This is a genomic window from Microbacterium sp. AG790 (assembly GCF_003634765.1).
GTDB lineage: Bacteria > Actinomycetota > Actinomycetes > Actinomycetales > Microbacteriaceae > Microbacterium.
This window is the reverse complement of record NZ_RBWZ01000009.1, coordinates 281,314-306,923: the sequence shown is the minus strand read 5'-3', so window position 1 is coordinate 306,923 and position 25,610 is coordinate 281,314. Positions and strand designations below refer to the sequence as shown.

At 65.6% G+C, this 25,610-nt stretch carries 22 protein-coding genes and 1 pseudogene; 14 read left to right on the top strand and 9 right to left on the bottom strand.

Annotated features, from left to right (window positions below):
* Positions 1-37: 37 nt before the first annotated feature.
* From DEU37_RS10985 to DEU37_RS10960, 6 genes are all read left to right on the top strand, one after another.
* Complete coding sequence (locus DEU37_RS10985; RefSeq protein WP_396652199.1) at positions 38-616, top strand: PH domain-containing protein; 579 nt, start codon at positions 38-40, stop codon at positions 614-616.
* A gap of 71 nt (positions 617-687) precedes the next feature.
* Positions 688-1,827, top strand: a complete 1,140-nt coding sequence (locus DEU37_RS10980; protein WP_121190705.1) for a 5-(carboxyamino)imidazole ribonucleotide synthase — start codon at positions 688-690, stop codon at positions 1,825-1,827.
* A gap of 354 nt (positions 1,828-2,181) precedes the next feature.
* On the top strand, positions 2,182-2,649 hold the full coding sequence (gene purE / locus DEU37_RS10975; protein WP_016463393.1) for a 5-(carboxyamino)imidazole ribonucleotide mutase: 468 nt from the start codon (positions 2,182-2,184) through the stop codon (positions 2,647-2,649).
* The gene (locus DEU37_RS10970) at positions 2,646-4,109 is read left to right on the top strand and encodes an LCP family protein (protein WP_121190704.1); all 1,464 of its coding nucleotides are present in this window, start codon (positions 2,646-2,648) and stop codon (positions 4,107-4,109) included. Before purE ends, DEU37_RS10970 begins: the two co-directional genes overlap by 4 nt.
* 3 nt (positions 4,110-4,112) lie before the next feature.
* A complete protein-coding gene (locus tag DEU37_RS10965; protein ID WP_121190703.1) occupies positions 4,113-5,234 on the top strand; it encodes a glycosyltransferase in 1,122 nt (373 codons plus the stop codon).
* A 39-nt stretch (positions 5,235-5,273) separates the two neighbouring features.
* Positions 5,274-6,194: a glycosyltransferase gene (locus tag DEU37_RS10960; protein ID WP_121190702.1), complete on the top strand. Its 921-nt coding sequence runs from the start codon at positions 5,274-5,276 to the stop codon at positions 6,192-6,194.
* 449 nt (positions 6,195-6,643) lie between these two features.
* Here DEU37_RS10960 and DEU37_RS14880 read toward each other — a convergent pair whose 3' ends face one another.
* Positions 6,644-6,979 (bottom strand): hypothetical protein, encoded by a 336-nt coding sequence (locus DEU37_RS14880; protein ID WP_183043659.1) that lies wholly within the window; start codon positions 6,977-6,979, stop codon positions 6,644-6,646.
* A gap of 51 nt (positions 6,980-7,030) precedes the next feature.
* On the opposite strand from DEU37_RS14880, the gene DEU37_RS14875 reads away from it, so the two are divergent.
* From DEU37_RS14875 to DEU37_RS10930, 6 genes are all read left to right on the top strand, one after another.
* Entirely contained in the window at positions 7,031-8,491 is a 1,461-nt protein-coding gene (locus DEU37_RS14875; RefSeq protein WP_220699838.1) for a glycosyltransferase, read from the top strand.
* A gap of 102 nt (positions 8,492-8,593) precedes the next feature.
* Positions 8,594-10,564: a rhamnan synthesis F family protein gene (locus tag DEU37_RS10950; RefSeq protein ID WP_183043657.1), complete on the top strand. Its 1,971-nt coding sequence runs from the start codon at positions 8,594-8,596 to the stop codon at positions 10,562-10,564.
* Positions 10,561-11,742, top strand: coding sequence for an acyltransferase (locus tag DEU37_RS10945; protein WP_039412689.1), 1,182 nt, complete (start codon positions 10,561-10,563; stop codon positions 11,740-11,742). The genes DEU37_RS10950 and DEU37_RS10945 overlap by 4 nt, the downstream gene beginning before the upstream one ends.
* Positions 11,739-12,947 (top strand): alginate O-acetyltransferase AlgX-related protein, encoded by a 1,209-nt coding sequence (locus DEU37_RS10940; RefSeq protein ID WP_121190699.1) that lies wholly within the window; start codon positions 11,739-11,741, stop codon positions 12,945-12,947. The genes DEU37_RS10945 and DEU37_RS10940 overlap by 4 nt, the downstream gene beginning before the upstream one ends.
* 43 nt (positions 12,948-12,990) lie before the next feature.
* Positions 12,991-13,485, top strand: a complete 495-nt coding sequence (locus DEU37_RS14755) for a hypothetical protein (RefSeq protein ID WP_147424871.1) — start codon at positions 12,991-12,993, stop codon at positions 13,483-13,485.
* Positions 13,482-15,608 (top strand): LGFP repeat-containing protein, encoded by a 2,127-nt coding sequence (locus DEU37_RS10930; RefSeq protein ID WP_121190697.1) that lies wholly within the window; start codon positions 13,482-13,484, stop codon positions 15,606-15,608. Before DEU37_RS14755 ends, DEU37_RS10930 begins: the two co-directional genes overlap by 4 nt.
* Before the next feature lie 29 nt (positions 15,609-15,637).
* Here DEU37_RS10930 and DEU37_RS10925 read toward each other — a convergent pair whose 3' ends face one another.
* Both DEU37_RS10925 and DEU37_RS10920 read right to left on the bottom strand, forming a co-directional pair.
* Positions 15,638-16,927: an ABC transporter ATP-binding protein gene (locus tag DEU37_RS10925; RefSeq protein WP_310790703.1), complete on the bottom strand. Its 1,290-nt coding sequence runs from the start codon at positions 16,925-16,927 to the stop codon at positions 15,638-15,640.
* On the bottom strand, positions 16,870-17,781 hold the full coding sequence (locus DEU37_RS10920) for an ABC transporter permease (RefSeq protein ID WP_121190695.1): 912 nt from the start codon (positions 17,779-17,781) through the stop codon (positions 16,870-16,872). Before DEU37_RS10920 ends, DEU37_RS10925 begins: the two co-directional genes overlap by 58 nt.
* A gap of 58 nt (positions 17,782-17,839) precedes the next feature.
* Between DEU37_RS10920 and DEU37_RS10915 the strand changes: the two genes are divergently transcribed.
* Positions 17,840-18,703, top strand: a complete 864-nt coding sequence (locus DEU37_RS10915) for an NAD(P)-dependent oxidoreductase (protein WP_121190694.1) — start codon at positions 17,840-17,842, stop codon at positions 18,701-18,703.
* 43 nt (positions 18,704-18,746) lie between these two features.
* A pseudogene (locus DEU37_RS10910) lies at positions 18,747-19,310 on the top strand (dTDP-4-dehydrorhamnose 3,5-epimerase family protein); the annotation flags it as partial.
* A 40-nt stretch (positions 19,311-19,350) separates the two neighbouring features.
* Here DEU37_RS10910 and DEU37_RS10905 read toward each other — a convergent pair.
* The 6 genes from DEU37_RS10905 to DEU37_RS10880 form a co-directional block, all read right to left on the bottom strand.
* Complete coding sequence (locus DEU37_RS10905; RefSeq protein ID WP_147424870.1) at positions 19,351-20,652, bottom strand: hypothetical protein; 1,302 nt, start codon at positions 20,650-20,652, stop codon at positions 19,351-19,353.
* Between the two features lie 71 nt (positions 20,653-20,723).
* The gene (locus DEU37_RS15155) at positions 20,724-21,527 is read right to left on the bottom strand and encodes a WxcM-like domain-containing protein (RefSeq protein ID WP_310790702.1); all 804 of its coding nucleotides are present in this window, start codon (positions 21,525-21,527) and stop codon (positions 20,724-20,726) included.
* Between the two features lie 119 nt (positions 21,528-21,646).
* Entirely contained in the window at positions 21,647-22,054 is a 408-nt protein-coding gene (locus DEU37_RS10895; RefSeq protein ID WP_039412664.1) for a GtrA family protein, read from the bottom strand.
* Entirely contained in the window at positions 22,048-22,974 is a 927-nt protein-coding gene (locus DEU37_RS10890) for a glycosyltransferase family 2 protein (protein ID WP_121190690.1), read from the bottom strand. Before DEU37_RS10890 ends, DEU37_RS10895 begins: the two co-directional genes overlap by 7 nt.
* Positions 22,974-24,086, bottom strand: a complete 1,113-nt coding sequence (locus DEU37_RS10885) for a DegT/DnrJ/EryC1/StrS aminotransferase family protein (protein ID WP_121190689.1) — start codon at positions 24,084-24,086, stop codon at positions 22,974-22,976. The genes DEU37_RS10890 and DEU37_RS10885 overlap by 1 nt, the downstream gene beginning before the upstream one ends.
* Positions 24,083-25,597: a hypothetical protein gene (locus tag DEU37_RS10880; RefSeq protein ID WP_220699837.1), complete on the bottom strand. Its 1,515-nt coding sequence runs from the start codon at positions 25,595-25,597 to the stop codon at positions 24,083-24,085. The genes DEU37_RS10885 and DEU37_RS10880 overlap by 4 nt, the downstream gene beginning before the upstream one ends.
* Between the last annotated feature and the right edge of the window lie 13 nt (positions 25,598-25,610).

Here is a 25,610-nt window from a genome sequence, read left to right as displayed (position 1 = left end):
TACGTGGTTTCGCGCCGCCGCCGGGCACAATGATCTCGTGACCTCGCCGACCGCCTACCCCGGGCGTCCTGCCGCGCCCGCGCCGGGCGCGCCGGCACCGGAACGTCGTGTCGCACGTCTGCGGGCACACGCGCGACGTCTGTTCTGGTCGGCACTGGTGCTGATCGCCGTGGCCGGGGCGACGGGGTACTTCACGGGCAACCTTCCCGAGCCGCTGCAGGACTGGATGCTGTGGGCGGCTGCGGGGATCGTCGTCGTGATGCTCGTCGTGGTTCCCTACGTCCGGTGGTGGACGCACACGTACACCGTCACGACGCGCCGCGTCGTCGAACAGGCGGGCGTCTTCGGCCGCCGACGACGCGAGGTGCTGCACGCTCGCGGGTACACCATCGCGGAGCGACGCGGACCGGTTCAGCGCCTGTGGGGGGCCGGCACGCTGGTGCTGTCGAACGGTGTCGATGAGCCTCTGCGCATGGTGAACGTCCCCGCGGTGCGCCTGCTGCACGAAGCCCTGTCCGATCAGGTGGAAGTCAGCCAGATCCTCGCGCATCGCGACGGACACTGGGACGGGGCGACGGCGCCGCTCATCGGCGACCCGCCGCCCTTGCCGCGCTGATCTCGCGTCCCGGCGGCCTTCGTCCGTGGGCGGTCGGCTGCGTGCGACGGCGCTCGGTGCGAACTGAGAAGATGGTGGCGACGAAAGGGAGCATCATGGCACTCACCCTGGGCATCGTGGGCGGTGGACAGCTCGCCCGCATGATGATCGCGCCGGCGGTGGAGCTCGGCGTCCAGGTGCGCGTCCTCGCCGAAGAGGAGGGGATGTCGGCGCAGCTCGCCGCCACCGCCACCGGCGACTACCGCGACCTCGACACGGTGCGCGCGTTCGCCCGCGACGTCGACGTCGTCACGTTCGATCACGAGCACGTTCCGCAGGACGTGCTGCGGGCGCTGGTGGCCGACGGCATCCGCGTGCACCCCGGTCCCGATGCGCTCCAGTTCGCCCAGGACAAGCTCGCGATGCGCGCGCGCTTGGCTGAACTCGGCATGCCTCAGCCGGAATGGGCTGCGGTGACCGATGCCGCCGAGCTGCAGAGCTTCCTCGACGCCAACGGCGGCCGCGTGGTCGTCAAGACGCCGCGAGGCGGCTACGACGGCAAGGGGGTGCGGGTCGTCAGCGACCCCGCCGAGGTCGCCGACTGGTTCGACGGCGGCGCACTGCTGGCCGAAGAGCTCGTCGACTTCTCACGCGAACTGGCCCAGCAGGTCGCGCGCCGTCCCTCCGGTGAGCTGCGGGCGTATCCCGTCGTCGAGACGGTGCAGCGTGACGGCGTGTGCGCCGAGGTGGTTGCGCCGGCCCCACGCGGCGGTGCGCGGCTGACGGAGGTCGCGGCGTCGATCGGCGCGAGCATCGCAGAAGGGCTAGGCGTGACCGGGATGCTGGCGGTGGAGCTGTTCGAGACGACGGACGAGCGTCTGCTGGTCAACGAGCTCGCCATGCGGCCGCACAACAGCGGGCATTGGAGTCAGGACGGTGCCGTCACCGGCCAGTTCGAGCAGCACGTGCGGGCGGTGCTGGACCTCCCGCTGGGCGACCCTGTGCCGCGCCAGCCGTGGGCGGTCATGGTGAACATCCTCGGCGGCCCCGCGACCGATTCGCTGGAGAGCCGCTTTCCGGCGGCGCTGGCCGCACACCCCGCGGTGAAGGTGCACACGTACGGCAAGGCGCCGCGCCCCGGACGGAAGGTGGGCCACGTCAACGCCTTCGGCGACGAGGTGGATGCCGTCGTCTACGAGGCCCGCGCCGCCGCGGCGTTCTTCGGCGACTGACCGCCTGGCCCGCCGCCGTCGTTCCGAACTGCAAGGGTTGGCGGGTGACACGCCGGTGTTGTGGTGGATGCCGCGGCGAGTCGCTCGCGCCACCTTGCAGTTGCGGCGAGTTTTTCCTCCCGGTCGTTGAGCCAGGTGCGTAGCGCCGAGCCGAAACGGGGTTTCTGCGAGTGGCAGCGTTTCGACTCGCTGCGCTCGCTCAACGACCGGGCCGAGGCGCGCAGCAATGAGCCGGAACGCCGTGCACGGTGGGCGGGATGCGTGGCGTTGCGGGCTTCTTCCAGCGTGCCGTCCTAGCCTGGTCGGGTGACTCGCGCTCTGCATTCCTCGGCATCCCCTCTCGTCGGCGTCGTGATGGGATCGGACTCCGATTGGCGCGTCATGAGCGACGCCTCGCAGATCCTCAGCGAGTTCACGATCGAGCACGAGGTGGAGGTCGTCTCCGCGCACCGCACGCCCGACAAGCTACTGCGCTACGGGCGTGAGGCCCGGGAGCGCGGTCTGCGGGTGATCATCGCCGGCGCCGGAGGCGCGGCCCACCTTCCGGGCATGCTCGCGTCGGTCACCGCGCTGCCGGTCATCGGTGTGCCCGTGCAGCTGGCGACCCTCGACGGTCTCGACTCGCTGCTGAGCATCGTGCAGATGCCGGCCGGGATCCCCGTGGCCACCGTCTCGATCAACGGGGCGAAGAACGCCGGACTGCTCGCGGCACGCATTCTCGGTGCGTCCGATGCCCGGATCGCCGACCGTGTCGAGCAGTACGCGCGCACGCTGGAGGCGCAGGTCGAGGAGAAGAACCTGCGCTTGAAGGAGTCTCTGTGAGCACGGCTGCCCCACCGCGCTCACCGCGGCCCGCGGCGGAGCCGGTGATCGTCGGCGAGCAGCCGATGCGCCGCCCCGATACGCGTTCTCCGCGCGTGATGACCCGCCGCGCGTGGTGGCTTCTGGCTCTGAACTTCCTCGTTCCCGGGTCGGCGCAGGTGCTGGCCGGAAGCCGGCGCCTCGGCCGGGTGGGGCTGACGGCGACGCTGATCATGTGGGTGGGCGTGGTCGTCGCCGCCGTGGCCGCGCTGGTGTGGCCGACGCTGCTGTTCACGCTCGGCACGAACGCCGCCGCCCTGCTCGCCGTGCAGCTGGTGCTCCTGGCGTACGCCGTGCTGTGGGTCGTGCTGACGATCGACACCCTGCGTCTGATCCGTCTCGTGAACCTGCGGCCGGGCGCGCGTCCGCTTGCGGCGACCCTGGCGATCGTCGGACTCATCGTCGGCAGCGGCGGCGCGGTCTACGCGGCCCAGCAGCTGCTGGCGCCCGCGCGCGAGGCGATCGCCGCGATCTTCACGAACAATGCGCCGCCGGTTCCCCCCTCCAACGGCTACTACAACTTCCTGCTCCTCGGCGCCGACAGCGGCCTGGGGCGTGATTCGATGCGGTTCGACAGCATCTCGGTGGTGTCGGTGAACGCCGAGACCGGCGCCGTCCACATCACCGGCATCCCGCGCGACCTGGCGTACGCGCCGTTCGCCGACGGACCCATGCATGACCGTTATCCGGACGGCTTCGAGGGGCATCCCTCAGAGACCTGCGGGTGGGGTCCGGGAATCAACCAGCTCATGAACGCCGTCGAGATCTGCCAGCCCGATGACGGCAAGGACATCTACCCGGATGCCGCGGCGAACAGCTCCACGCCGGCCGTCGAGGCCACGAAGGATGCCGCGGAGGGCATTCTCGGCATCCAGATCCCGTACTACGTCTTCGTCGACATGAAGGGCTTCGCCGACATCGTCGACGCGCTCGGCGGCGTGGACATCACCGTGCAGGAGCGGCTGCCGAAGGGGGGCGGACCCACCTACGAGGGGGAGCCCGCCGAGGACTGGGCGATCGGGTGGATCGAGGCGGGGCCGCAGCACATGGACGGCGACACGGCGCAGTGGTACGCCCGGTCGCGGTATACGACGAGCGACTGGGACCGGATGCGGCGGCAGCGTGAGTTGCAGCAGGCGATCCTCGCGCAGGCGAACCCGGCGAACGTGTTGAGCCGTTTCCAGGCGGTCGCCGCGGCGGGATCGGATCTCGTGAAGACGGACATCCCGGACTCGATGCTCGGCTTCCTCGTGCAGCTGGGCGTGAAGGCCAAGGAGCAGCCGGTGCAGACCCTCGAGCTGACGCCGGAAGGCGCCGGCATTCTCACCGATGACCCCACGCCCGAGCAGTACGCGCACGTGCGTGATCTCATCCAGCAGGCGCTCTATCCGCCGTCTCCGTCTCCGACGAGTGGAGGCTGAGGGATGGTTGCGACGCTGCGCGTGGTGCTCGACCAGGTCGTGGCGCCGACGGACGCCGACCTCGAGACCGCGTCTCGTGAACTGGCGCGGGCGCTGATCGCGACGATGCCCGGCGGTTGCGAGGTCGCGGCGATCGTGCCGTCCGTGCCGGACGCCGCGGGCGATCTCGAGGGTGCGGTGCCCGGACTCGCGGACGTGACCCGCGCATCGCTCGCGCGGCGCGAGCTCGCCGCCTCGTGGCAGCTCGGGCTGGCGCCGGGGATCGGCGGGGGGATGATCCACTCGCCGACCTCGCTCGCGCCGCTGGTCAAGCACGACCGCGTCCACGACAACGACCAGACCGTCGTGACGATGTGGGATCTCTCAGCCTGGGAGCGGGCGGGAGAGATGCCGCGGACGGCTGTCACGTGGCACCGGGCGATGCTCAAGCGCGCCGTGAAGCACGCGGATGCCGTTGTGGTGCCCACCCATGCGATGGCGCACCATCTCGCGGAGATCGCGCCCCTCGGTGACCGGATCCGCGTGATCGCGGGAGCCGCGCCGGCCGGTTTCGCCGTCCCGACCGACGAGGTCGGGCGTCGACGCGCACTCGGCATCCCGGATGGGTGTCTGGTCGTACCGGGATCGTCGGCGGCATCCGCGGGCCTGTCCACCGCTTTCGCGGCCATCGCCGCGGCGGGCGCGGACCTGCCGGTCGTGGTGATCGGCGCGCCCGAGGGAGACGAGCCGGCTGTTGCTGAGCTGGCGGCGGCATCCGGACTTGCAGAAGGGCGCGTGCATGTGCGGGGCGCCCTGGAGGACGCGGATCGAGCGGCCGTGCTGGGTGGGGCGGTCGCGCTGCTGGCGCCCGCGATGCTTGCCGCCTTTCCGTGGCGCGTCGTGGAGGCGCTGGCTGTCGGTGTTCCCGTCATCGCCGCGGACTCCGAGACGCACCGCGAAATCGTCTGGGACGGGGGAGTGCTGGCGTCGGCGTCGGATGATGGCGCGTTCACGGAGGCGCTGGCGGGCCTGTTGAGCTCGTCGGCAGCCGTCGAGCGGCAGGCCGTCCTGGCAGGCGACCGCGGTCGCGCGTTCTCGTGGCTGAGCGCCGCCGAGCGGGTGTGGCAGCTGCACGCGGACCTGTGAGGGCGCGGCGCAGGCGCGCGCGGTTCTAGGGTGTAAGTCATGCCTTCCCGTGTCACCGTCATCGTGCGGACGAAGAACCGGCCCGAGTTCTTGACGAGAGCGCTCGCCGATATCGCGAGGCAGACGTTCCGTGACGTCGACGTCGTGGTCGTCAATGACGGCGGCGACCGTGCCGTCGCCGCGCAGATCGTGTCCGCCTCCGGCATCGATGCTCGAATGATCGACTCTGCCGCACCGGGTGGGCGGTGCGCCGCCGCGAACACCGGCGTCGCAGCAGCCGACGGGAGCGAGTTCGTTGCCCTTCACGATGACGACGACTTGTGGGATCCGCGATTCCTGGAACGCACGGTCGCCTGGCTCGATTCTCGCCCCGACGACGTCGGTGTCGCCGTGGCCACCGCTATCGCGTACGAGCAGCGCATCAACGGCGTCTGGGTCGAGACCTCGCGTGTGCCGTTCTGGGAGGACATGACACGAGTGTCCCTGACGGACATGCTCGAGATGAATCGCGTCGTCCCGATCTCGCTGCTCTACCGGCGTCGCGTGCACGATGAGGTCGGCGGCTACGATGAGCGCCTCGGAACAGTGGAGGACTGGGAGTTCCTGCTGCGCGTTCTGTCGCGTCACTCGATCGGGTTCATCCCCGGCGAGCCGCTCGCCGTGTGGACACAGCGACCCTCGGCGACGGGGATGGCCTCCAACAGCATGTTCGCGCTCGAGAGCCGACACGTCGAGGACGACGCCCTTGTTCGTGACCGCGAACTCGCGTCGTGGGTCGCTGTCAACGGAACGGGTCTTCCCCTGTTCCTTGCGGGAATCGAGAACCGCCTGGCCCGACGTATCGACGCGTCGATGGACCGCCTCCGGCAGCAGGTTCGTGAGGACATCGACGCCCATCAGCCGGTCGCCTCGCGCTTGCGTCGTCTGCGACGACGGCTGCTGCGCCGGAGCGATTCGTGATGCCGTCCGTTCGCGCGCGCCTGCGCGCCGCTTGGCGTCGTGTCCGGGGAGTTCCCGTGGCCGGTGCCGTGATCAGAGCAGCCGATCGACTGGTGTGGTGGCGGGCTATTCGGGGGAGTGGGCTCGTCGATGCCGAGTACTACGCCGCGCAGCGCGGCTGGCGCGGCGGCGGCGCCGCCCGCGCGATCGCTGACTACGTCACTCGAGGGTTCCGACAGGGGCTGAGTCTCAACCCGCTCTTCGACGAGCTCGTTGCCGGGCGGTCGCTACCCGAGCCGGACCGGGTTCCCGCGCTGTACGCCTATCTTGTCAGCGACCGCCGCACGGTCTCGGTGCACCCATGGTGGGACGCTCCGGCCTCGGCCCGGGACGACGACGATGCCGCGCCGCTCGATCTCGTCTGGAAACGCCGCGGGAGTTCGGTCGTCACGGTTCGCATCGGAGAACGTTCACAGACAGTGCCCGTTGCGCAGCTGCGGTCGTGGGCGATGGAAGCGGCACGCCAGTGGCGTGGGGGGACCATCGATCCCGGCCCGGGCGCCGCCAGAAACGATGTCGTGATCCGGCTGCTCCAGCGGGGTGACCGTGATTACCCTCGTCGCGTTCTTGCCGTGGTCCCCCTTGTCGAGGCGGACGACGTAGTCGTCGCCGTTGTCGGCTGCGATGCCAGTCAGTGGGTGAGCCTGGATGTCGCCGCGCGGCTGTTCCCTTCGTTGCGGCGAGCGATCCTCCCGCGCGAGGAGTCGTATCGCGCTGCTGTGAATCGGGCTGCCGCGAGCCAGCATTCCCGATCCGGAACCATGACTGTCATCGGGCCTCGATCTGATCTTTCAGCCGTGGAGATTCGGTCGCTGAGGCGCGATGTCGTATCGGGGCGCGCCGTGGCTCCGGTCGAGATCGCCTCCGACGGGACGGTAGCGGCATTCGGCGCCGCCGGTGCCGGGGCGAGGGTGCCGTACCCGATCCTCAACGGCCACCCCCGCGAAGATGTGGAGGCGCTGGGCGAGGCCCGCCGCGAGGTTCCGCTTCTGGCGGGCCCGACGTTCGTCGTCGCCCGTGAGGACTGGGCGCTCATCGGCGGGTTCGACGGTGTCCCTCCCGGGCCGGCGGTGGCGGCTCTCAGCGCGACCCTGCGCGCTCGCATCCCGGGATTCGTCTGCCAGATCGATCCCGCTGTCCACAGCACTGCCTTTGCGCGCCCCACCGTCTTCCGTGGTGATGGCGCCGCCGGGACGGTCTTCGCCGACGAGCGCCGCGCCGCCGAAGACATCCTGCGCGCGGCGGGCTTCCACGTGAGGGGCTGGTGCCCTCCGCGGAGACCGTCTACTCCCATGCTGCCCGACCTTACGTGGCGACGACCCGACCCAACGGCGCTGAGGTGGGCCATCAAGATCTGCGCGCCGCCGGGCCCTCTCGGCGCCGTCTGGGGTGATACGCACTTCGCCCACGGGCTGGCGAAAGCACTCCGCAGGCGCGGCCAGTTCGTCGCGGTGGACAGCTTCGACGCGCGAGAGCGATGGACGTCATCGCTCGACGACGTGACGCTGGTGGTGCGGGGGCCCTATCGCATCACGCCTCCCGCGACCGGGACCCGCGTCGAGTGGATCATCAGCCATCCCGATCAGATCACGCGCGCGGAGGTGAACGACTTCGACATCGTCTACGCGGCATCCGATCGGTGGAGCGCGACCGCATCCGAACGCTGGAACACCGTCATCTCGCCGCTGCTGGAGTGCACAGACACCGATCAGTTCTACCCCCGCGGCTTGCAACGCACCGACGAGATCGTCTTCGTCGGCACCGCGCGCGGAATCGCCCGCCCGAGCGTCGTCGTGCCGCTCGCCGCGGGCATTCCCGTGCGTGTCTACGGGCCGGATTGGCGAACCTACATTCCCGCATCGGCCATCGCGGCAGAGACGATTCCCAACGATCGGCTCAGCGAGCGATACGAGACGGCCTCCATCGTGCTCAACGATCAGTGGCCGGCCATGCGAGAGGAGGGATTCATCGCCATGCGTCCGTTCGACGCGGTGGCCGCCGGAGGGCGGGTGATCAGCGAGGACGTCGACGGTATCGACCGCGTCTTCGGGGACGCGGTCGTCACGTTCCGCACGGAGCAGGAGCTTGTCGCGCTGCTGCATCGCGACCCCGACGAGCTCTTTCCGGACTTCGCGACGCTGTCCGCCGCATCCGAACGCATCCGCCGCGACCACTCTTTCGACGCCCGAGCCGAGCAGATCCTCGCCACCGTGAGAGAGCGGCGGCGGTCGAGCAAGCGACACGACGTCGCCAGGTAGACTTGCACGGTCGCGCCGCCGGCGTCGGATTCGATCGTGCCTACGAGCTGTCGTCCTCTCGGCGACGCACGAGATCCGGACCTCGCAAGAGAAGGTGTTTCTGTGACTGAAGTGGTGGGAAGGGCTGCGTTCCCTGAGGACGGCAAGCGCATCATCGTCTACCTCCTGTGGGATCCGCGCGGGGACGTCGACGACTACGTCGACTACAAGCTGCGCCGCCTGCGTCCCTTCGCCGATCACATCTTTGTCGTGGTCAACGGAGCGCTCTCCGACCGGGGGCGGGAACGCCTGGACGATTTGGCTGACACGGTTCTGGAGCGGGAGAACGTCGGTTTCGACGTCTGGGGCTACAAGACCGCGCTGGATACGCTCGGCGACGACCTCGCCGCCTACGACGAGCTCATCCTCATGAACTACACGTGGTTCGGTCCGGTAAATCCGTTCGAGCCGGTCTTCGAGCGGATGAACGCGCTTGAGGTGGACTACTGGGGCATGACCGACCATGCGCAGCTGAAGCCGAATCCGTTCACCGGCGACGGGGTATTGCACGCTCACATTCAGTCCCACTGGATCGCCGTCCGCCCCAGCCTCTTCCTCTCCGAGGACTGGCGTCAGTACTGGGCCAAGATGCCTCCGATCGTCTCCTACGAGGACTCGATCCTTAGCCACGAGTCGAAGTTCACTCATCACTTCCACTCGCGCGGGTACGAGTACGAGGTCGCATTCCCTCACCGGAACTACTCGACGTGGCATCCCGCCTTCTTCGATGCCGAGGCTCTTCTCGACGACGGTTGCCCTGTGCTGAAGCGACGTCCGTTCTTCCACGACCCGCTCCTGCTCGATCGTCAGGCGATCGTCGGGCGACGCTATGTCGAGAAGGCGGAGCAGCTCGGCTATCCACTGGAGCTGATCTGGCAGAACATCTCCCGCGGTTCCCAACCGAAGGTGCTCAACACGAACGCCGCGATGCTCGAGATCATGCCGGACACCGACATCTCCTACGATCCGCAGCGGCCTCTGCGGATCGCTGTGATCATGCATATCTACTACACGGAGCTCACTCGCGAACTGTTCGACTACGCGGCGAATCTCCCTTCCGGCTACGACGCCATCGTCACCACGGACAACGATGCGAAGGCTCGCGTGATCCGCGAGATTCTCGCGGAGAGGGACGACCCGCACCTCAACAACGTGGACATCCGCGTGCTCCCGTCGAACCGTGGCCGCGACATGGGGGCGTTCTTTGTGGGATGTCGCGACATCCTGCGTGGCGACGATTACGACCTCATCTTCAAGATCCACTCGAAGAAGACGGTGCAGGAGAATCTGAACGCGGGGAACTTCTTCCGACGCCATCAGCTCATGAATCTGCTCAACACCCCGGGTTACGCCGCCAACGTGGTTGCACTGTTCCAGAGGGAGAGCGGTCTAGGAATGGTCTACGCGCCGACCATCCACATCGGATACCCGACGCTTGGCCGCGGCTGGTTCGCGAACAAACCTGAAGCCAAGAAGCTCGCCGAGGAGCTTCGCATTCGCGTACCTTTCGACGATCCATCGCCGCTGGCGCCCTACGGTTGTATGTTCGCGTTCCGCCCGGCCGCATTGCGGCTTCTGAGTGACATGGACTTGACGTACGAGGACTATCCCTCGCCGAAGAAGCACTTCGACGGGAGTATCGCGCACGTCCAGGAGCGCATGTTCACCTACGCCGTGAATGAACTCGGTTACCACACCAAGACGGTGGCGACGACGAGGTACGCCGCTATCAGTCATACATCGCTGGAGTACAAGCTCGACCGCATGAGCAAGAACATCCAGGGGTATCCGATCGATCAGGTCGGACTGCTCGACGGTGCGGGGGACTTCCTCGGCGGCGGGGTGTTCGGTTACCTCAAGGCCTACGTGCGCCTGCGTCGACCGGATGCCGTTCCCCTGCTGCGTTCGTTCTATGTGCCGGTCCGTGGCGGCTACCGGCTCCTGCGCACGGCGGTGAACCCACGAGCGTGGCGTCGTCGTCGTCCACAGCCGGAGAGTGCCGAGCCGACGGTCGACGACATGGAACTTCTGTGACCGCACTCGGCGCCGCCTTCGATCCGCGGCGCAATGCGATCGGCTTCCTGCGTTGGTTCCTCGCATTTCTGGTCATCTTCTCCCACGCCGGTCCCATTGCCGGCTTCTACGGAGGCAAGGATCTCGGGACCCAGTGGAGCAACGAGCAGTCGCTGGGGGGAGTGGCGGTCTGCGGCTTCTTCTTCCTGAGTGGATTCTTGATCTCACGAAGCAAAATGGGCCGGACGACGACCATCCGCTACTTCTGGCATCGCTTCCTGAGGATCTATCCGGGATGGTTCCTCGCGCTTCTGGTGACGGCGTATATCTTCGCGCCGTTGGCCTGGTTCCACGAGAAGGGCACGTGGGCGGGGTTCTGGGACGCCACGAGCGAGTCCCCCTTCACCTATTTCTCCAGCAATGTCACTCTGGTCCTCAAGCAGATCAATATCGCGGGCATGGGGACGAACCTGCCGCTCTACGTCGATCACGGGATTCTCGACTGGAACGGGTCCGCCTGGACGCTGGCCTTCGAGTTCGGGGCCTACATCCTGGTCGCGGTGCTCGGACTTGCGGGAGCGCTGAGCAATCGCCTCGTGGGCGGGGTCGTGTCCGCGTGCATCATCGCTTTGGCGATGATGCAGTGGTTGTCGCTCGGCAACCTCGCAGCTCTTTTCCCTCTTTTCGGAGATTTCCGTGCGCTGTTGCTGCTGGCGCCCTTCGCGTGGGGTGTGCTGTTCAACCTCTACAAGGACAAGATCCCGATTGACGACCGGCTCGCTGCAGCGTGCGCGTTGATCGCCGCTTACACCTATGCGAAGGGCGGGTGGCTCGTTTTCGGTCAGTACGCCTTCTGCTACTTCCTGATCTGGTTCGCCGTGCGCGTGCCGCTGACACGTTGGGATCGCTACGGCGACCTTTCCTACGGCATCTACATCATCGGATGGCCCTTGATGGTGCTGGCGACCTACTTCCATCTCGAAGATCGTGGTTGGTTCGTCTATCACGCGGTCGTGGTGGTGGGCGTCCACATCTACGCCTTCCTGAGCTGGCACTTGGTCGAAAGACCCGCGCTGGCGCTGAAGAACTGGACACCGGCGTGGTTCTCTCGGCTCCTGGAGCGTACGTCCGACCGCAGGGGACAGCTTCGTGAACGTATCTCGCGGGTCGCCGTCTTCACTCCGAAGGCCGTTCGATGACGTCGGGCACGATTCAGGTTCCCGAAGGCCAGGAGCTGCCGGTGCGCCGGCGGTGGTGGCGCCAGTTGCGCTTTCTTCCATTGGTTATCCTCGCCCTCCTGTGCGTCATTGCGCTGATCACCGGCCGCATGACCGCGGCCGGCCTGTCGCAACAGGGGGCGGCGGTCGCGCCCGTGAGCACGGACCGGCCTTCGGCCGATGCCGTCTCACGCGTGTGCCGCCCCGCGGTCGCCCCCCCGAGTCAGCAGCCGTGGATCGATGATCGCTCGAGTGCGGAAGCGGAGTGGAACCGAAACGCCCCTGGCGCTTCCGAGAGGCAGGTCGTCGGACCTCACGGCTGGATCTTCTGGAGCGACTACGTTGATCACTATGCCTCACAGGCCGTCGGCCGCACGCTGCTGACCGACTTGCAGGTGGAACAGTGGGTCAATCACCTGACGGAGGTCCGCGACCAACTCGCGCAGCGGGACATCCCGCTGTACGTGATCGTGACACCATCGACGTCGAGCATCTATCCGGAGGAGTTGCCGACGTGGATGCAGCGGCTTCGAGGCTCGACGATCATGGACCAGTTCATCGCTGCTTCAGGAGACCTGCCCGTGATGGATCTGCGTCACGACCTCATCGAGCAGAAGGACGGACCTGCGCACCTGTTCAGCTGGAGCAACAGTCATTGGACCGACTACGGTGCTTACGTCGCCTGGAAGCAGATCGCCGCGTGTACGAACGCGATGGATCCGGTGGCGAAGCCGCTGAAGGTTCCCGCCATCGATGGAACGACGGTGATCGGCGATTTCAACGAATGGGCGCCCTTCGGTATCGCAAGCCCAGGGGCCGATTGGGCAGTGCCGAACTTCGTCGATCCGATGATGCCGGTGACGAGGACGGATAAGTCGGGTGTCACCGAGGTTGTCCCTGGCGCGACCGGCACCGACTTGTCGGTACTCCCGGCGACGACGACGGTACCAGAGCCGTGGACGGGCAAGTCCGCTCTGATCTTCCGTGATTCGATGGGCGGCGGACTGTCCCCGATGTGGCAGCAGGCATACTCTCCCACGTGGCAGGTCGACGAGCCTTACATCACGGGAACGATCAAGCCGTCGAACTTCGCCCAACTGGTCGATGAGCACAAGCCCGATGTGGTTATCTTGCAACTCGCCGAGCGCTATCTCCTCAATGCCCCGCCTCAGGGGATGGGATATTAGCCTTGGAGATATGATCCCCCCGGCTCGCACCAGCGTACGGACGATGGCTATCGCTGTCGTTCTCACCGTCAGCCTCGTCGGCTTGGTTTCTTGCGCCACCCTGCGAAACCCTGGTGCAGCGGTATCGCCGTCTCCCACGGCATCCGCTTCCCCGTCCGCTGATCCGCAGGAGTCCACGGCCCCCGAGACTCCGGCTCCGACTCCGACGCCGGCCAACACCGAGGCTGTGGCGCCGGTGAGCGGCGGAGACGTCACTGTCGTCGTCGTCACGCTGGATGCCGTCTCGGGACGCGTCGAGGCATCTGGAATGATTCCGACCCTGTCCGAAGACGGCGGCCGGTGCACCCTCACGCTCAAGCGGGGTGAGCTCGTGCGCACCGCCGAGGTCGAGGCGACGGCTGCGCGAGAGGCCACCTATTGCGGGCTGGTCACCATTCCCGTGACCGACTTGGGCCCCGGGCAGTGGACCGCCGTGCTGAGCTACGTCTCCGCGAGCCACTCTGGTGTCTCTGCAGAGAAGACGGTCAACGTCTCGTGACTGTTCCCGTCGCCGCGCTGCGCAGCCGACTGGTCATCGCGGGGGGCCTGATCGTGGCCGTCGTACTGTCGTTCTTCGTCGCCGTCGCTCCGGTGGCAGTGGCGCCCGCCTCGGCCGCCTCCGCGTCTGATTGGGACCCCGGCTACATCATCGACGATTCCATCTTCTACTCGTCTGATGGGATGACCGCTGCGGACGTCCAGTCTTTCTTGAACAGCAAGCTCAGTTCCTGTCGCAGCGGCTACACGTGTCTCAAGGACTATGGGCAGTCCACGGACAATCGGCCTGCCGACCGCTACTGCGCCGGGTACACGGCATCCGCGTGGCAGACGGCCGCTCAGATCATCGACAACGTCGCGCGTTCCTGCGGGATTAATCAGCGAGTGCTTCTCGTGATGCTCGAAAAGGAGCAGAGTCTCGTCACCGACGATTGGCCCACGCCTCGCCAATATTCGGCAGCCATGGGCCAGGGATGTCCGGACACGGCGCCGTGCGATCCTTCGACGGCCGGCTTCTTCTATCAGGTCTATTACGCCGCTCGCCAGTTCCAGGTGTACCGCCTCAATCCCGATAGCTTTGGGTACCGCGCGCAACGCTGGAACAGCATCCTCTACAACCCGTCGACAGCGTGCGGCACACGCAGTGTGTACATCTACAACCAAGCGACGGCGGGCCTGTATATCTACACGCCCTACACCCCCAACGATGCGGCGTTGAACAACCTCTACGGGTCCGGCGACGGCTGCTCCTCCTACGGCAATCGCAACTTCTGGCGCCTGTTCACGGATTGGTTCGGAAATCCCCGAACATACACCGTCCATCCGGGTTTCGTGAGTTATTGGAATGCACACGGCGGGGCAAGCGGATCCATGGGTTCGCCGACCGGCTACCCGGTCTATCTCGACGCGAACGGGCAAGGCTGGTACCAGCCGTTCCAAAACGGTGTCGTCTATGGAAGCAACTGGGGTGGAACGGCATTCGTCTACAACAACGTCATACTCGCGGAGTACAACCGGCAGGGCGGGCCTGCCAGCGGGATGGGATGGCCCAATGGTGAGCAGATCTGCGGATCTGGCCTTCGATGTTCGCAGTCATTCTTGTCCGCGACGATATCGACGACCGCCTCGTACGGTGCACACACCATCTGGGGCGGACTCAATGAGTACTGGAAGAGCAGTGGCGGTACAGATGGTGCTCTCGGCGCCGCGCTGAACGACAATGCTTACCTCACAGCAGGCTCGTCTCCGGCCTGGGTTCAGAACTTTGAGCGCGGCATTCTCGTACAGAGCCAGTACGGCACCTTCCTCGTTCCTTACGGCGCCCAGCAGGACGCCTGGTCCCGAGCCGGGGGCGGTCAAAGCTGGCTCGGGTGGCCCACAGCCGCCTATCGATGCTCATCGGCGGGTTGCGTGCAGCCGTTCTCCGGCGCGACTCTCACCTCAACGTCGAGTTACGGCGTGCATCTGATCTCTGGTGGCTTCGTCGCCGAGTGGAACCGTCGCGGCGGCTTCGACGTCGCGGGCCCCGCTTTGACCGACATGAACACGGTATCTGCGGGTGCCAACGGAGCCGGATGGACGCAGAACTTCTCTGCCGGAGTGCTGGCTCAGAGCGGCGTCGGATACTTCCTCGTTCCCTATGGACCTGCGCAGGCGCTGTGGAGTAGCGCCGGCGGGCAGAGCGGATCGTGGGGCTGGCCAGTCTCGGAACGGGCGTGTGCCGCCTCGGGATGCGGACAGTCCTTCCAGAACGGCGCAATCACGGAGTCGACGACCTGGGGTTTGCACACGATCTTCGGCGGTCTCGCTCGTGCCTGGACCAGCGGTGGCGGGATGAGCGCCTACGGCGCAGCACTCAACGACATCCGATACTCTGCGGCGAACGGAGGCGGCTGGGTGCAGCACTACGGCAACGGCGTCCTTACGCAGCAGCCGAACGCGTACCCGGTCTTCACGCCCTACGGAAGAATCCTGGACGTCTGGTACTACTATGGCGCCGAGAACACCTGGCTGGGATGGCCGACCGGGGCACAGAACTGCACCGCTGGCAGTTGCACCCAGCAGTTCCAGAACGGTGTCGCGCGCTCAGACAGCAGCGGCGCGGTGGCCTTCAGCAGACAGTGACGTGCTGGCGTCGCCAGCCCACAGGATCATCAGGAGCTGATGACGGTGATGTCCGCTTGAGCGACGCCGAGGTTCCCCTCGGGCCCGCCCACCTGGAACCTCGCCCCCTGCCAGAGGACGTGTGTGTTCGCCTCGGTCTTCGGAGACGTGTTCGCATTGACGAAGAACTCGCCGGGGCCGAGATGAAGAGCCGCCAGCGCGAAGTCCATGTGATGGTCTCCGACGCGTATCGGCTCGAGGGTTGCGTTCAGAAGGTCGGTGTTCGAAGCGATGACCATCTGGCCGGAGGAGTTGTCGATGCTGAAGCCGGTCATCCACTCGTCCACAGCCTCGGTCGCGTTCACGTGTATGCGCAGCACGGCCGGACTCCCCGGGAGGAACGTATCGGAGCTCCGCCCCGACACGTCGAGGATCTCGACCGCCGTGACGGTGATCGGCGGGTTCTTGGTGTCCGCAGCTGCCTCCTCCACCGCGGCCTTTGCGGCTTCCTCGGCAAGCGATTCCCCTACGCGCCGCCCCTCCATGATGTCCCGTAGCGCGTTGAGGCCGCCGCGCACCTCGCCTTCGTAGGCGATCACTCCGTCCTGCAGTACGAACGTCGTGTCGCACAGCTCGGAGATCTGACCCGCCGAGTGGCTTACCAGGATGATCGTTCGGCCTTCGCGCTGGAAGCTGCGGATCTTGTCCATGCACTTGCGTTGGAATGCCTCGTCGCCGACGGCGAGGACCTCATCGACGAGCAGGATGTCGGGATCGGTGTGAACTGCCACGGCGAACGCGAGTCGCATATACATGCCGGACGAGTAGAACTTCACTTCGTTGTCTATGAAATCGCCGATGCCGGAGAACCGTACGATCTCGTCGTAGCGTGCTTCCGTCTCGGCACGCGAGAGCCCGAGGATGGCGGCGTTGAGAAAAACATTCTCCCGCCCGCTCAACTCGGGGTGGAAGCCGGCGCCCAGCTCGAGGAGCGCCGCGAGCCGTCCGCGTGTCTGGACCGAACCGGAGTCAGGCGTGAGAATGCCACCGATCAGCTTGAGCAACGTGCTCTTGCCGGAGCCGTTGACGCCGAGGAGCCCCACCGTCGAGCCCGCCTTGATCGACAACGACACGTCGCTGAGAGCGACATACTCCCGTCGATGCTGGCGGTGCCGCGCGAAACTGACGATGCGGTCCTTGAGAGAGTTGTCCTGCCGGACGACGAACGCTTTTCGTACTCCCTGCACCCGCACAACGTCCGGGGCGACGGTCGTGGTACCCATCACAGCTCCTGCGCCAAGTTGCCCTGCATCCGCTGGAACGCCCAATGCGCTGCCCACAGGAAGACCAATCCGATCGCTCCGGCGACAGCCATGCGGCCGGCGAGGTCAGGAGGGTAGTCAGCGGGGGTTCCCCCCGACCAGAGTGCTCGGTGGAAGCCCAGGACCGCCAACGTCAGCGGGTTGTTGGTGTAAACCTCAAGCAGCCAATCAGGCAGGTTGAATCTCGCCAGCACACCCTTTACCATCTGCCACGAGTACACAATCGGCGAGCCCCACATCATCAGTGTCAGGAGGATCTCGGTGATGTACTGCACGTCGCGCAGGTAGACGTTCATCGCTGAGAGAAGCAGACCGATGCCGATCACATAGATGAGAATCAGGGCGATGGCGGGAATGAGGTACAGGAGCCCGGCCGGGTCCGGCCATTGCTGGAACAGCACGACCGCCCCCACGAGGACGACCAGCTGCATGGCGAACATGAAGATCGCGCCCCCGACAGCGGCAAGCGGAAAGATCTCGCGGGGGACATAGATCTTCTTCACCAGCCCGCCGTTGCCGACGATCGACCCCGCCGCTGCGCCGAGACTCTCCGAGAACAGCATGTAGATCGTGAGGCCGGAGAACACGTAGATGCCGAAGTTCGTGATGCCTTTCGCGGCACCCAGTACCTGACCGAGGATGACGTAGTAGGTCGCCAGAAGAATCAGAGGTTTGATCAGCGTCCAAAGGAAGCCGAGAACGCTTCCGCGGTAGCGCACCTGAAGATCGCGGCGGGTCAGCAGCCACAAGAGCTGGCGATGCCGTGCAATGTCGCGTACCTGCAGCCAGAGTGCCCCGATCCCACGCTTTTCGGGCTCGAACGATCTCAGCGGCACGTTGGCGAGGCGTTCGAAACGAGCGTCAGCCGACATCGACGATGCTTCGGGAGATACGGCTCGGAGTCACTCTACGAATATACTTGGGTCTGTCATGAGAGAAGCCTCAACGCGCAGATCCGTCGTCGTCACCGGCGCGGCTGGCTACATCGGAAGACATGTCGTGCGTGCTGTCGCCGATGCAGGTCTCGTGCCCGTCGCGGTCGTTCGATCCGGACGAGGGGACGATCTGGATCCCCGTGCCCGTGTCATCGAGGCCGACATCCTCGCGCCCGATTTTGATGTGGCCGCCGTGGTGGACGAAAGCACGGCCGCTTTCATCCATCTCGCCTGGCAGGACGGCTTCGTTCATAATTCTCCGGCTCATATGACCTACCTCTCCGCGCACGTCGCCCTGCTCAAGGCTGTTGCCGATGCGGGTGTCCCACGGCTCGCAGCCCTTGGCACGATGCACGAGGTCGGGTACTGGGAAGGCGCGATCGACGCGGACACCCCGACTGATCCGCGCTCGCTCTACGGCATCGCAAAGGACGCTTTGCGTCGCGCGCTTCCGATTATGATCCCCGCGACGACCGAACTTGCCTGGTTGCGTTGCTACTACATCTATGGTGACGATCGTCGAAGCAACTCAATTTTCGGGAAGATCCTCAAGGCTGTCGACGATGGCCAGACGACCATGCCGTTCGTTACCGGCAAGAGTCTTCACGACTTCATCGATGTCGACGTCCTCGCCGACCAGATCACCGCCGTGGCCCTCAGCCCGGGGATCACCGGGGTGATCAACTGCTGCAGTGGCGAGCCGGTGAGCTTGGCGGATCAGGTTGAAGCGTTTATCGCAGAGCACCGGCTTCCCATCCGGCTCGAGTACGGCGTGTTCCCAGAGCGTCCCTACGACTCCCCCGGCGTTTGGGGCGACGCGACGCGGATCCGCGGTGTGATGGCTTCTCGGTCGCAGTGAGCGCATTGACCGTTTTGTGTACCTCCCGTCGAACCGAAGGAAGATGCTTGTGAGTTCATCGCTGTCGTACGGGAAGCCGCTTGCCGCTCACCCCACGCCTATTCCGGGACTGCTCCTGATCGACCTCCCCGTGCATGGCGACAACCGAGGCTGGTTCAAGGAGAATTGGCAGCGCGAGAAGATGATCTCCGTCGGGGTCCCGGATTTTGGGCCTGTGCAGAACAACATCTCTTTCAACGATGCGGTGGGCACGACACGCGGCATTCACGCCGAACCCTGGGACAAGTTCATCTCGATCGCGTTCGGGCGTGTCTTCGGTGCGTGGGTGGATCTGCGCCCGGGGGAGTCCTTCGGCGCCGTGTTCACGGCCGAGCTTGATCCGAGCACGGCGATCTTCGTACCTCGCGGTGTGGGCAACTCTTACCAGACGCTTGAGCCGAACACTGCATATACCTATCTCGTCAACGCGCACTGGAGTTCTGAGGTGCAGAGCGAGTACACGTTCGTCAACCTCGCTGACGAGGATCTCGCAATCGCGTGGCCGATCTCGTTGAAGGATGCTGAGCTCTCGGACAAGGATCGTCGACATCCTTCGCTCCAGCAGGTGCGTCGTCAACAGGGCCTCACATCGCCAGGAGTGTGACGCGCTAGCGGGCCAGACGAACGCAATCGGCGGGCGCGGTCAGGGGCCCAGGTGATACGGGGTAGCCCAGACCTCGCGCGCCGGCCCACAGCAAAAGAAGGCACACGGAGAGTGCGGCGAGCAGCCAGAGTGCTGATGTCCACCTCTGCGAGCGTGTCATCGGCGTCGTCAAACCACACGTCACACCCACGACGCCGACAGAGACGAGGGGGAGTGCGAATCGAGTCTCCGGTGTGGTGAGGACGAGGGTGGCCGCCGCTCCCAACCAGAATGCGAGAAGCCCGCCCGCGATCAGTCGATTGCTGGTCGAGGTTCCGAACCATATCGCTCGGAGGAGGCCGAACGCGCCGATCGCCGTCGTGAGTGCGACCACCACCGCAATCGCACCGGTGCCGTCTCCGGGCGATGGTTCGTATGGGGTGCTCCACGACCACTGGAGCGCTGTGGCGATCTTCTTGAGCCCAAACCAGAGCGACTCGGGGACGTGTGTGAGCAGCGATCCTGCGACAGACAGAGGAGTTGTGGGGGCCGGCTCGGGGGACACCGCGGAAGCGAGTGATGGGTCGCAGTACCACTGCTGGGGATTGCGTCCGGGATCCAGCACGGTGTCGTATCGGATCGAATACACCGCCTGTGCGGATTGAACGCCGATCAGCCCGCTCGTTGCGGTCGGCACGGGCAGCCACGACCCCCCGTGGAAGACGTTGTAGATCGACTGTGGCAGTGCGCCGATGAGCGCGCCCGCCGCGACGAGGGGGATGCGCCGTGCGGCGGCGATGAGTACTACCACCATTCCGAGAATCAACGGAAGCAAGTAGGACGGACGCAGGTCAACCGCGATGGCGGCAAACAGCCCGCCGACGGCATACACCCACCAGCTGCGGCGCCCGCTGATCAGAAGCATGGCGGTCGCGGCGCAGGCGAAGGCCCATACATCCAACAATGCGAAGCGGGCGAATAGGGCGAAAAGCAACCCCCCGAGGAGAGCGCACGTCCACACGTGTGACACGAGATGTCCAGGGACGATCAACTCAGCGAGCTGCGGCAGGATCATGGCACAGAGAACGGCGGCGAGCAGCGCGTTCCAAATGAGGACGAGCCACGTCCACGAGCCCTCACCGAGGAGGCCTGCGACTGCCGCGGGTGGGAGGTAGACGAGCGGCGTCAGCGTCCCTCGGATGTTGAGGACGCCAGCTGTAGCAACGTCTCCACCCGAGACGAGCTGGAGGGCACCGTCCCAGTACTGGGCGGCGTCATAGACGAACCGCGTAGCGGTGCCGTGGATGAACTGAAGGAGAAAGACCACGGAACCGGCCGCCAGCATAGAGGCGCGCGGCCGGTGCTTGGTACCGAGGTGCGCGTCGCGCCTGGCCCTACTCATTCCGAACGAACAGTCGCGAGGAATTCCTCATAGTCCCGGATATAGTCGGAATCGTCGTACGGTTGCGATGCGAAGACACACAGAACGGCGTCTGCGCTGTAGCGGTACTGCGTGCCCCACGTCATCGGCGGCATGTGAAGTCCCATGGAGGGGTCGCTGAGTACGAACTCCCGGCGGCTGGTGCCATCGTCGACGATGCACGAGACTGACCCGGTGAGGCAGACAAGGAACTGCTCGCAGCGTCGGTGAGCGTGTTCACCACGCACCTCCTTCGAGGGCACACCATGCACGAAGAACACACGCTGAGGTGTGAAGGGCAGATCTCCGGGGATGTCGATTGGCAGCAGTGCGCCGCGAATGTCGCTGACGGTGCGAAGCTGAGTGATGCCTTCTGCAGGCCCTGCGTTTCGGTAGGGGACGGCGTCGTTCGTGGACGTGGGTTCGGGGGTGTCGGCGTATCCCACGATGCGAGCAGGGTTGCCGACGACGATGGCATAGGGGGGCACATCCTTCGTCACGACCGCGCCGGCACCGATCATCGCGCGCCGACCGATGCGGATCCCGGGGAGTATCACGGCGCCGCCACCGACCGACGCGCCGTCTTCGATCACTGTGCGCGCGAACGACTCAGGGTACTGCTTGCTGCGTGGGAAGGGGTCGTTGGTGAAGGTCGCGTTGGGGCCGATGAACACATCGTCTCCGAGTTGGATCCCGTCCCACACCTGAACGCCGGACTTGAGCGTTACGCGGTCACCGATGACGACGTCGTTCTCGATGAAGACATGATCGTTGACGTTCACGTCGGCACCGAGGACAGCTCCGGGCAGAACATGAGAGAACGCCCAAACTCGCGTTCGACTTCCGATGTTCGTGCTCTCGCAGATTCCCTGTGGGTGGACGAAGTAATCGCCGCTGCCAGTCATGTGGTTTTGTCTTCTCTCTGTCGTTGGCGGAAGATCACGCGTCCCGCAAGGAAGCCGAGCGGCGCGGTGACGATGATGCTGAGCACGTTGAGGAACTCCGGCCAGCCCCACGAGCGGATGGTCTGCACGCAGAGCAGTCCCACAAGGTAGATGACGCCGTAGCAGATGGCGTAAGCGATACTTGCGCGGAAGGAACCCTCGCGCGTGAACACCCATCGCGACGCGAAGACCGTCGAGAAAATGATGCCCAGTGCGAACGCGATCGTGTATGCGGCCCAGCCGGGCATGAGATAGCTAAGTGCGACCAGGACCAGTCCCGTGACGGCGGTGTTCGCCCCGCCTACTAGCAGGAAGCGCCATCCTGCGCCTGCTGTTGAGCGCGGCTGCTGTGCGGACGTCACCATTTCTCTCGACTCATGACGATCGAAGAGGGGCGTTGCTTGGTGTTCTCGAAAATCCGCCAGATATAGGCACCGACGATACCGATCGAAGTCATTGTCAAGAACGTAGAGAACAGGACGGTCAGCATCAGCGGCACGTAGCCCGGCTCATGCACGTCTCCAGCAAGGTAGAACCCCAGCACGACCGCCGCGACGATGATCACAACCAGCGACCCGACGAGACCGGTGATCAGCAGGAGGTCGAGCGGAAGGTTCGTGAAGGAGAAAACGCTGTCGAGGAGGTACTTGATCCGTTTTCGTAGCGTCCACCCACTCGTTCCTTCCGTGCGCTCGACCCGATGATAGGGGATCTCCGCGCGCCGGAAACCGACCCAGTACAGTTGGGCGACGAGGCTGGAATGCGCTTCCGTCATCTTCGCCAGCTCTTTCGCGACGGCTCGGGTGCACCCGAACACGTCGACGCCGCCCGGCGGGAGATCCTTAATGATGAGCCGACGATAGAACGACCAGAAGGCGCGCGAAGTCAGCGACGTCAAGGCCGGATCCTCGCGGGCGACTCTGCGGCCCACCGCGACGTCGACAGCACCCGTGGAGAGCGCGCGCTGGAACTCGACCATCAGCTCCGCCGGCTCTTGAAGATCTGCCGCCATGACGCCGATGGCGTCGCCGCGCGCAGCGGCGAGACCCGTGCGGATGGCGGCGAATGACCCGAAGTTTCGGGAATGGCGAAGCAGCTGAGATGCGAAGGCGGCGTGGGGGAGTGTTTGGGCGAGAACGTCGTAAGAGCGGTCCGGTGATCCGTCCACCACGAAGACCACTTCCGTGGCGGTCGGCAGGTCGGGGAGCAACTCCGTGAGCCGTGCGACGAGCGACGGGATGTTGGCTTCGTTGCCGTAGACCGGAATGACGATGGAGAAGTCCATCAACCCAAACTCCGGATGGCTGCGCATACGACATCGACTTCCTCGTCGCGCAACTCCGGGAACAGGGGGAGGCTGAGTACCTCGGCGCAGGCGGCGATCGTGTTGGGCAGCGTGTGTGTCGGCGCGTAGGCAGCGAACGCGGGCTGCTGCCAATCGGCGATGGGGAAGTGCACGTCGGTCGATACGCCGTGAGCGAGCAGCATCGAGCGGACACGGTCGCGCTCGGCGCTGCGGCCGACCGCGAGGTGCGCAGCGTGCGACGCTCCTGTCGCCGGTAGCACCGTCAGCACTGAAGGATCGAGGTCTGCCGCAGCGGCGCAGTAGCGGGCGATGATCTCGCGGCGCCTCGCGTTCATTGCATCTACCTGCGGAAGTCGCACGCGCAGAAACGCGGCCTGCATTTCATCGAGTCGTGAGTTGGCGCCACCGGTGAGGGTGGCGTCGTACTTCTTCGACCACCCATACTGACGCAACTGGCGCACGCGCGCTGCTGTCTGGGGAGAGTTCGTTACCACGGCGCCGCCGTCGCCGATGGCTCCGAGGTTCTTCGTCGGATAGAAGCTGAATGTCCCCGCGTGGCCGGTCGCTCCGGCGTAGCTGTCGGCATGCGCTCCGATCGCCTGGGCGCAGTCCTCGACGAGGGTGGAGCCGTTCGCCTCGACGAGCTCGCGAAGTGCCGTGAGGTCGGTGCGCAGCCCGTAGAGGTGCGTCACCACGACGACACCCACGCGGCCGTCGAGCTGAGTGCGGACCGTATCGACGCTCAGGCAGAGCGAATCGGGATCGATATCCGCGTAGCGCGGGGTGAAGCCCGCGCGCAGTGTCGCCGTCGAGGTGTAGGCGCCGGCATTGCCGGCGGTCAGCACTTCTCGCCGCCCCTCGGGCATGAGCGCCTTGATCGCCAGCTCGAGAGCGTCTGTCCCGCTGGCGACACCGACCGCGTCCGTGACCTGCAGGTAGTCGGCGAGTTCACGCTCAAAAGCTGCATGCTGCGCGCCGTGTATGGCGTATCCGGAGTCAATGACCTGCGTGGCTGCGGCGATCAGATCGTCGCGGTCGTGTTGCATTCCCCGCGAGAGATCATTCATCGCGACGGTGGGTCCGGCGGTCATTCTTTCTCCCGTTTGCCGATGTAGATGTCTGCTGTTCCCTTGCCCAACTGCACGGACCCCGCGAGTCGCAAGGTCGTTCCGGTGTCCTTCGATTCGCAGACGGAGGCGCCGCTCGGAAGCGCGCTGGAGGTGTCGAAGCACAGCCAGACGGGCGTGTTGTCGCTGTTCCACACTACAGATGCAGGTCCCAGATACTGCTCGGGGAAGGACGGGAAGAAACCCAACGTGCCGGAGCGATCAACGACTGAGACGATCTCGTCCTTTCCGGCCTCGCGAACGATCGGGCCGAGTGCCGTGAGCAACTTGTGCTGCGCTGCAATGTAGGGCTGCCAGTGCAGGACGCCGAACAGCCCACCGATTCCAGAAAGCGCGACCAGGAGTGCTGCCAATGCCCCCTGTAGACGTGGCCGCGACTCCTTTCGAGTCAGGGGCCAGACCATCAGCGGCGGTACCAGCGCGAGGGATATGACGTACGAAATTCTGTCGATATCGGAAAGCCAGCCGGTGTTGCCGAAGAACACGACCGTCGTTGCGGGGCTCGCGATCGCGGCAACCGCGATGAGTACACCGCTCCAGCGAGGAATGGCCGCTGCGAGGACAAGGATGCCAGCGAGGAGGACGACGATGGCGATCCCCAGAACGACGACACTACCGTCGCGGCGCAGAGTGCCGCCCACCAGCACCACGAGTTGTTTCACACTGCTCACGGCGGAGTGCTGGATGTTGCCGAGTTCGTAGCTGGGCGCATCGGGCGAAATGAACTTGGTGACGACCAGCGAATAGAAGGTCATCAACGCACTCGCGGCGGTGACAGTCACCACGGTCGCCATCCGTCGCCGCCAGCTCGCCGGAATCGCGAGGGCCAACACGAGAGACGCCAGCGGCGCAACGAGCGCGGGTCCCGGATAGGTCGCCAAGCCCGCGAGCAACGTCACCCACCCCCCGATCAGCCAGGTGATACGGCCGTTCACGAGCCATCGGATCAGCATGCCGAGCGCAAAAGCGAGGCCTAGTGCTGCTGTTTGCGCGGGCAGAAATCTCTGGAGGTATCCCGCAGGCCAAAGAGGATGCAGCGCCAGGAACATTCCGACGGCGATGTTCAGCCAGGCTGAGCGGCTCACCGGTCGCAAGGCCCACACCACAGCGAGCAGTTGAAGCACCGCAACCGCTGCGAGCACGAGGAAAATCATTCCCGGCCACCCGTCGCCGAGGGCCAAGCCGAGCATCGTGGGGACGAGGTGCAGAGGACGGCTCAGCGTCCAGTGCAGGTAGTTCGCCGCAAAGCCCAACGGGCCCAGCGTGTCCCAGTCGCGGGCGAGTGGCCATTCCTCGAGGTACGCCACCTCCCAGGGGCGGAAATGGGCGGCGAAGACCACGAGGCAGCAAAGCACAAGGAGAACAACCGCATGCCGCGAGGAAGACGACACAGCACTGCCCTCCCGGCCCGTTGGCGTGCCGAGGGGACGATCGTGCTTGGAGGTGCGCGTCGCTACCGGATCTGACTCAGTCATGTCCGTCCATGAG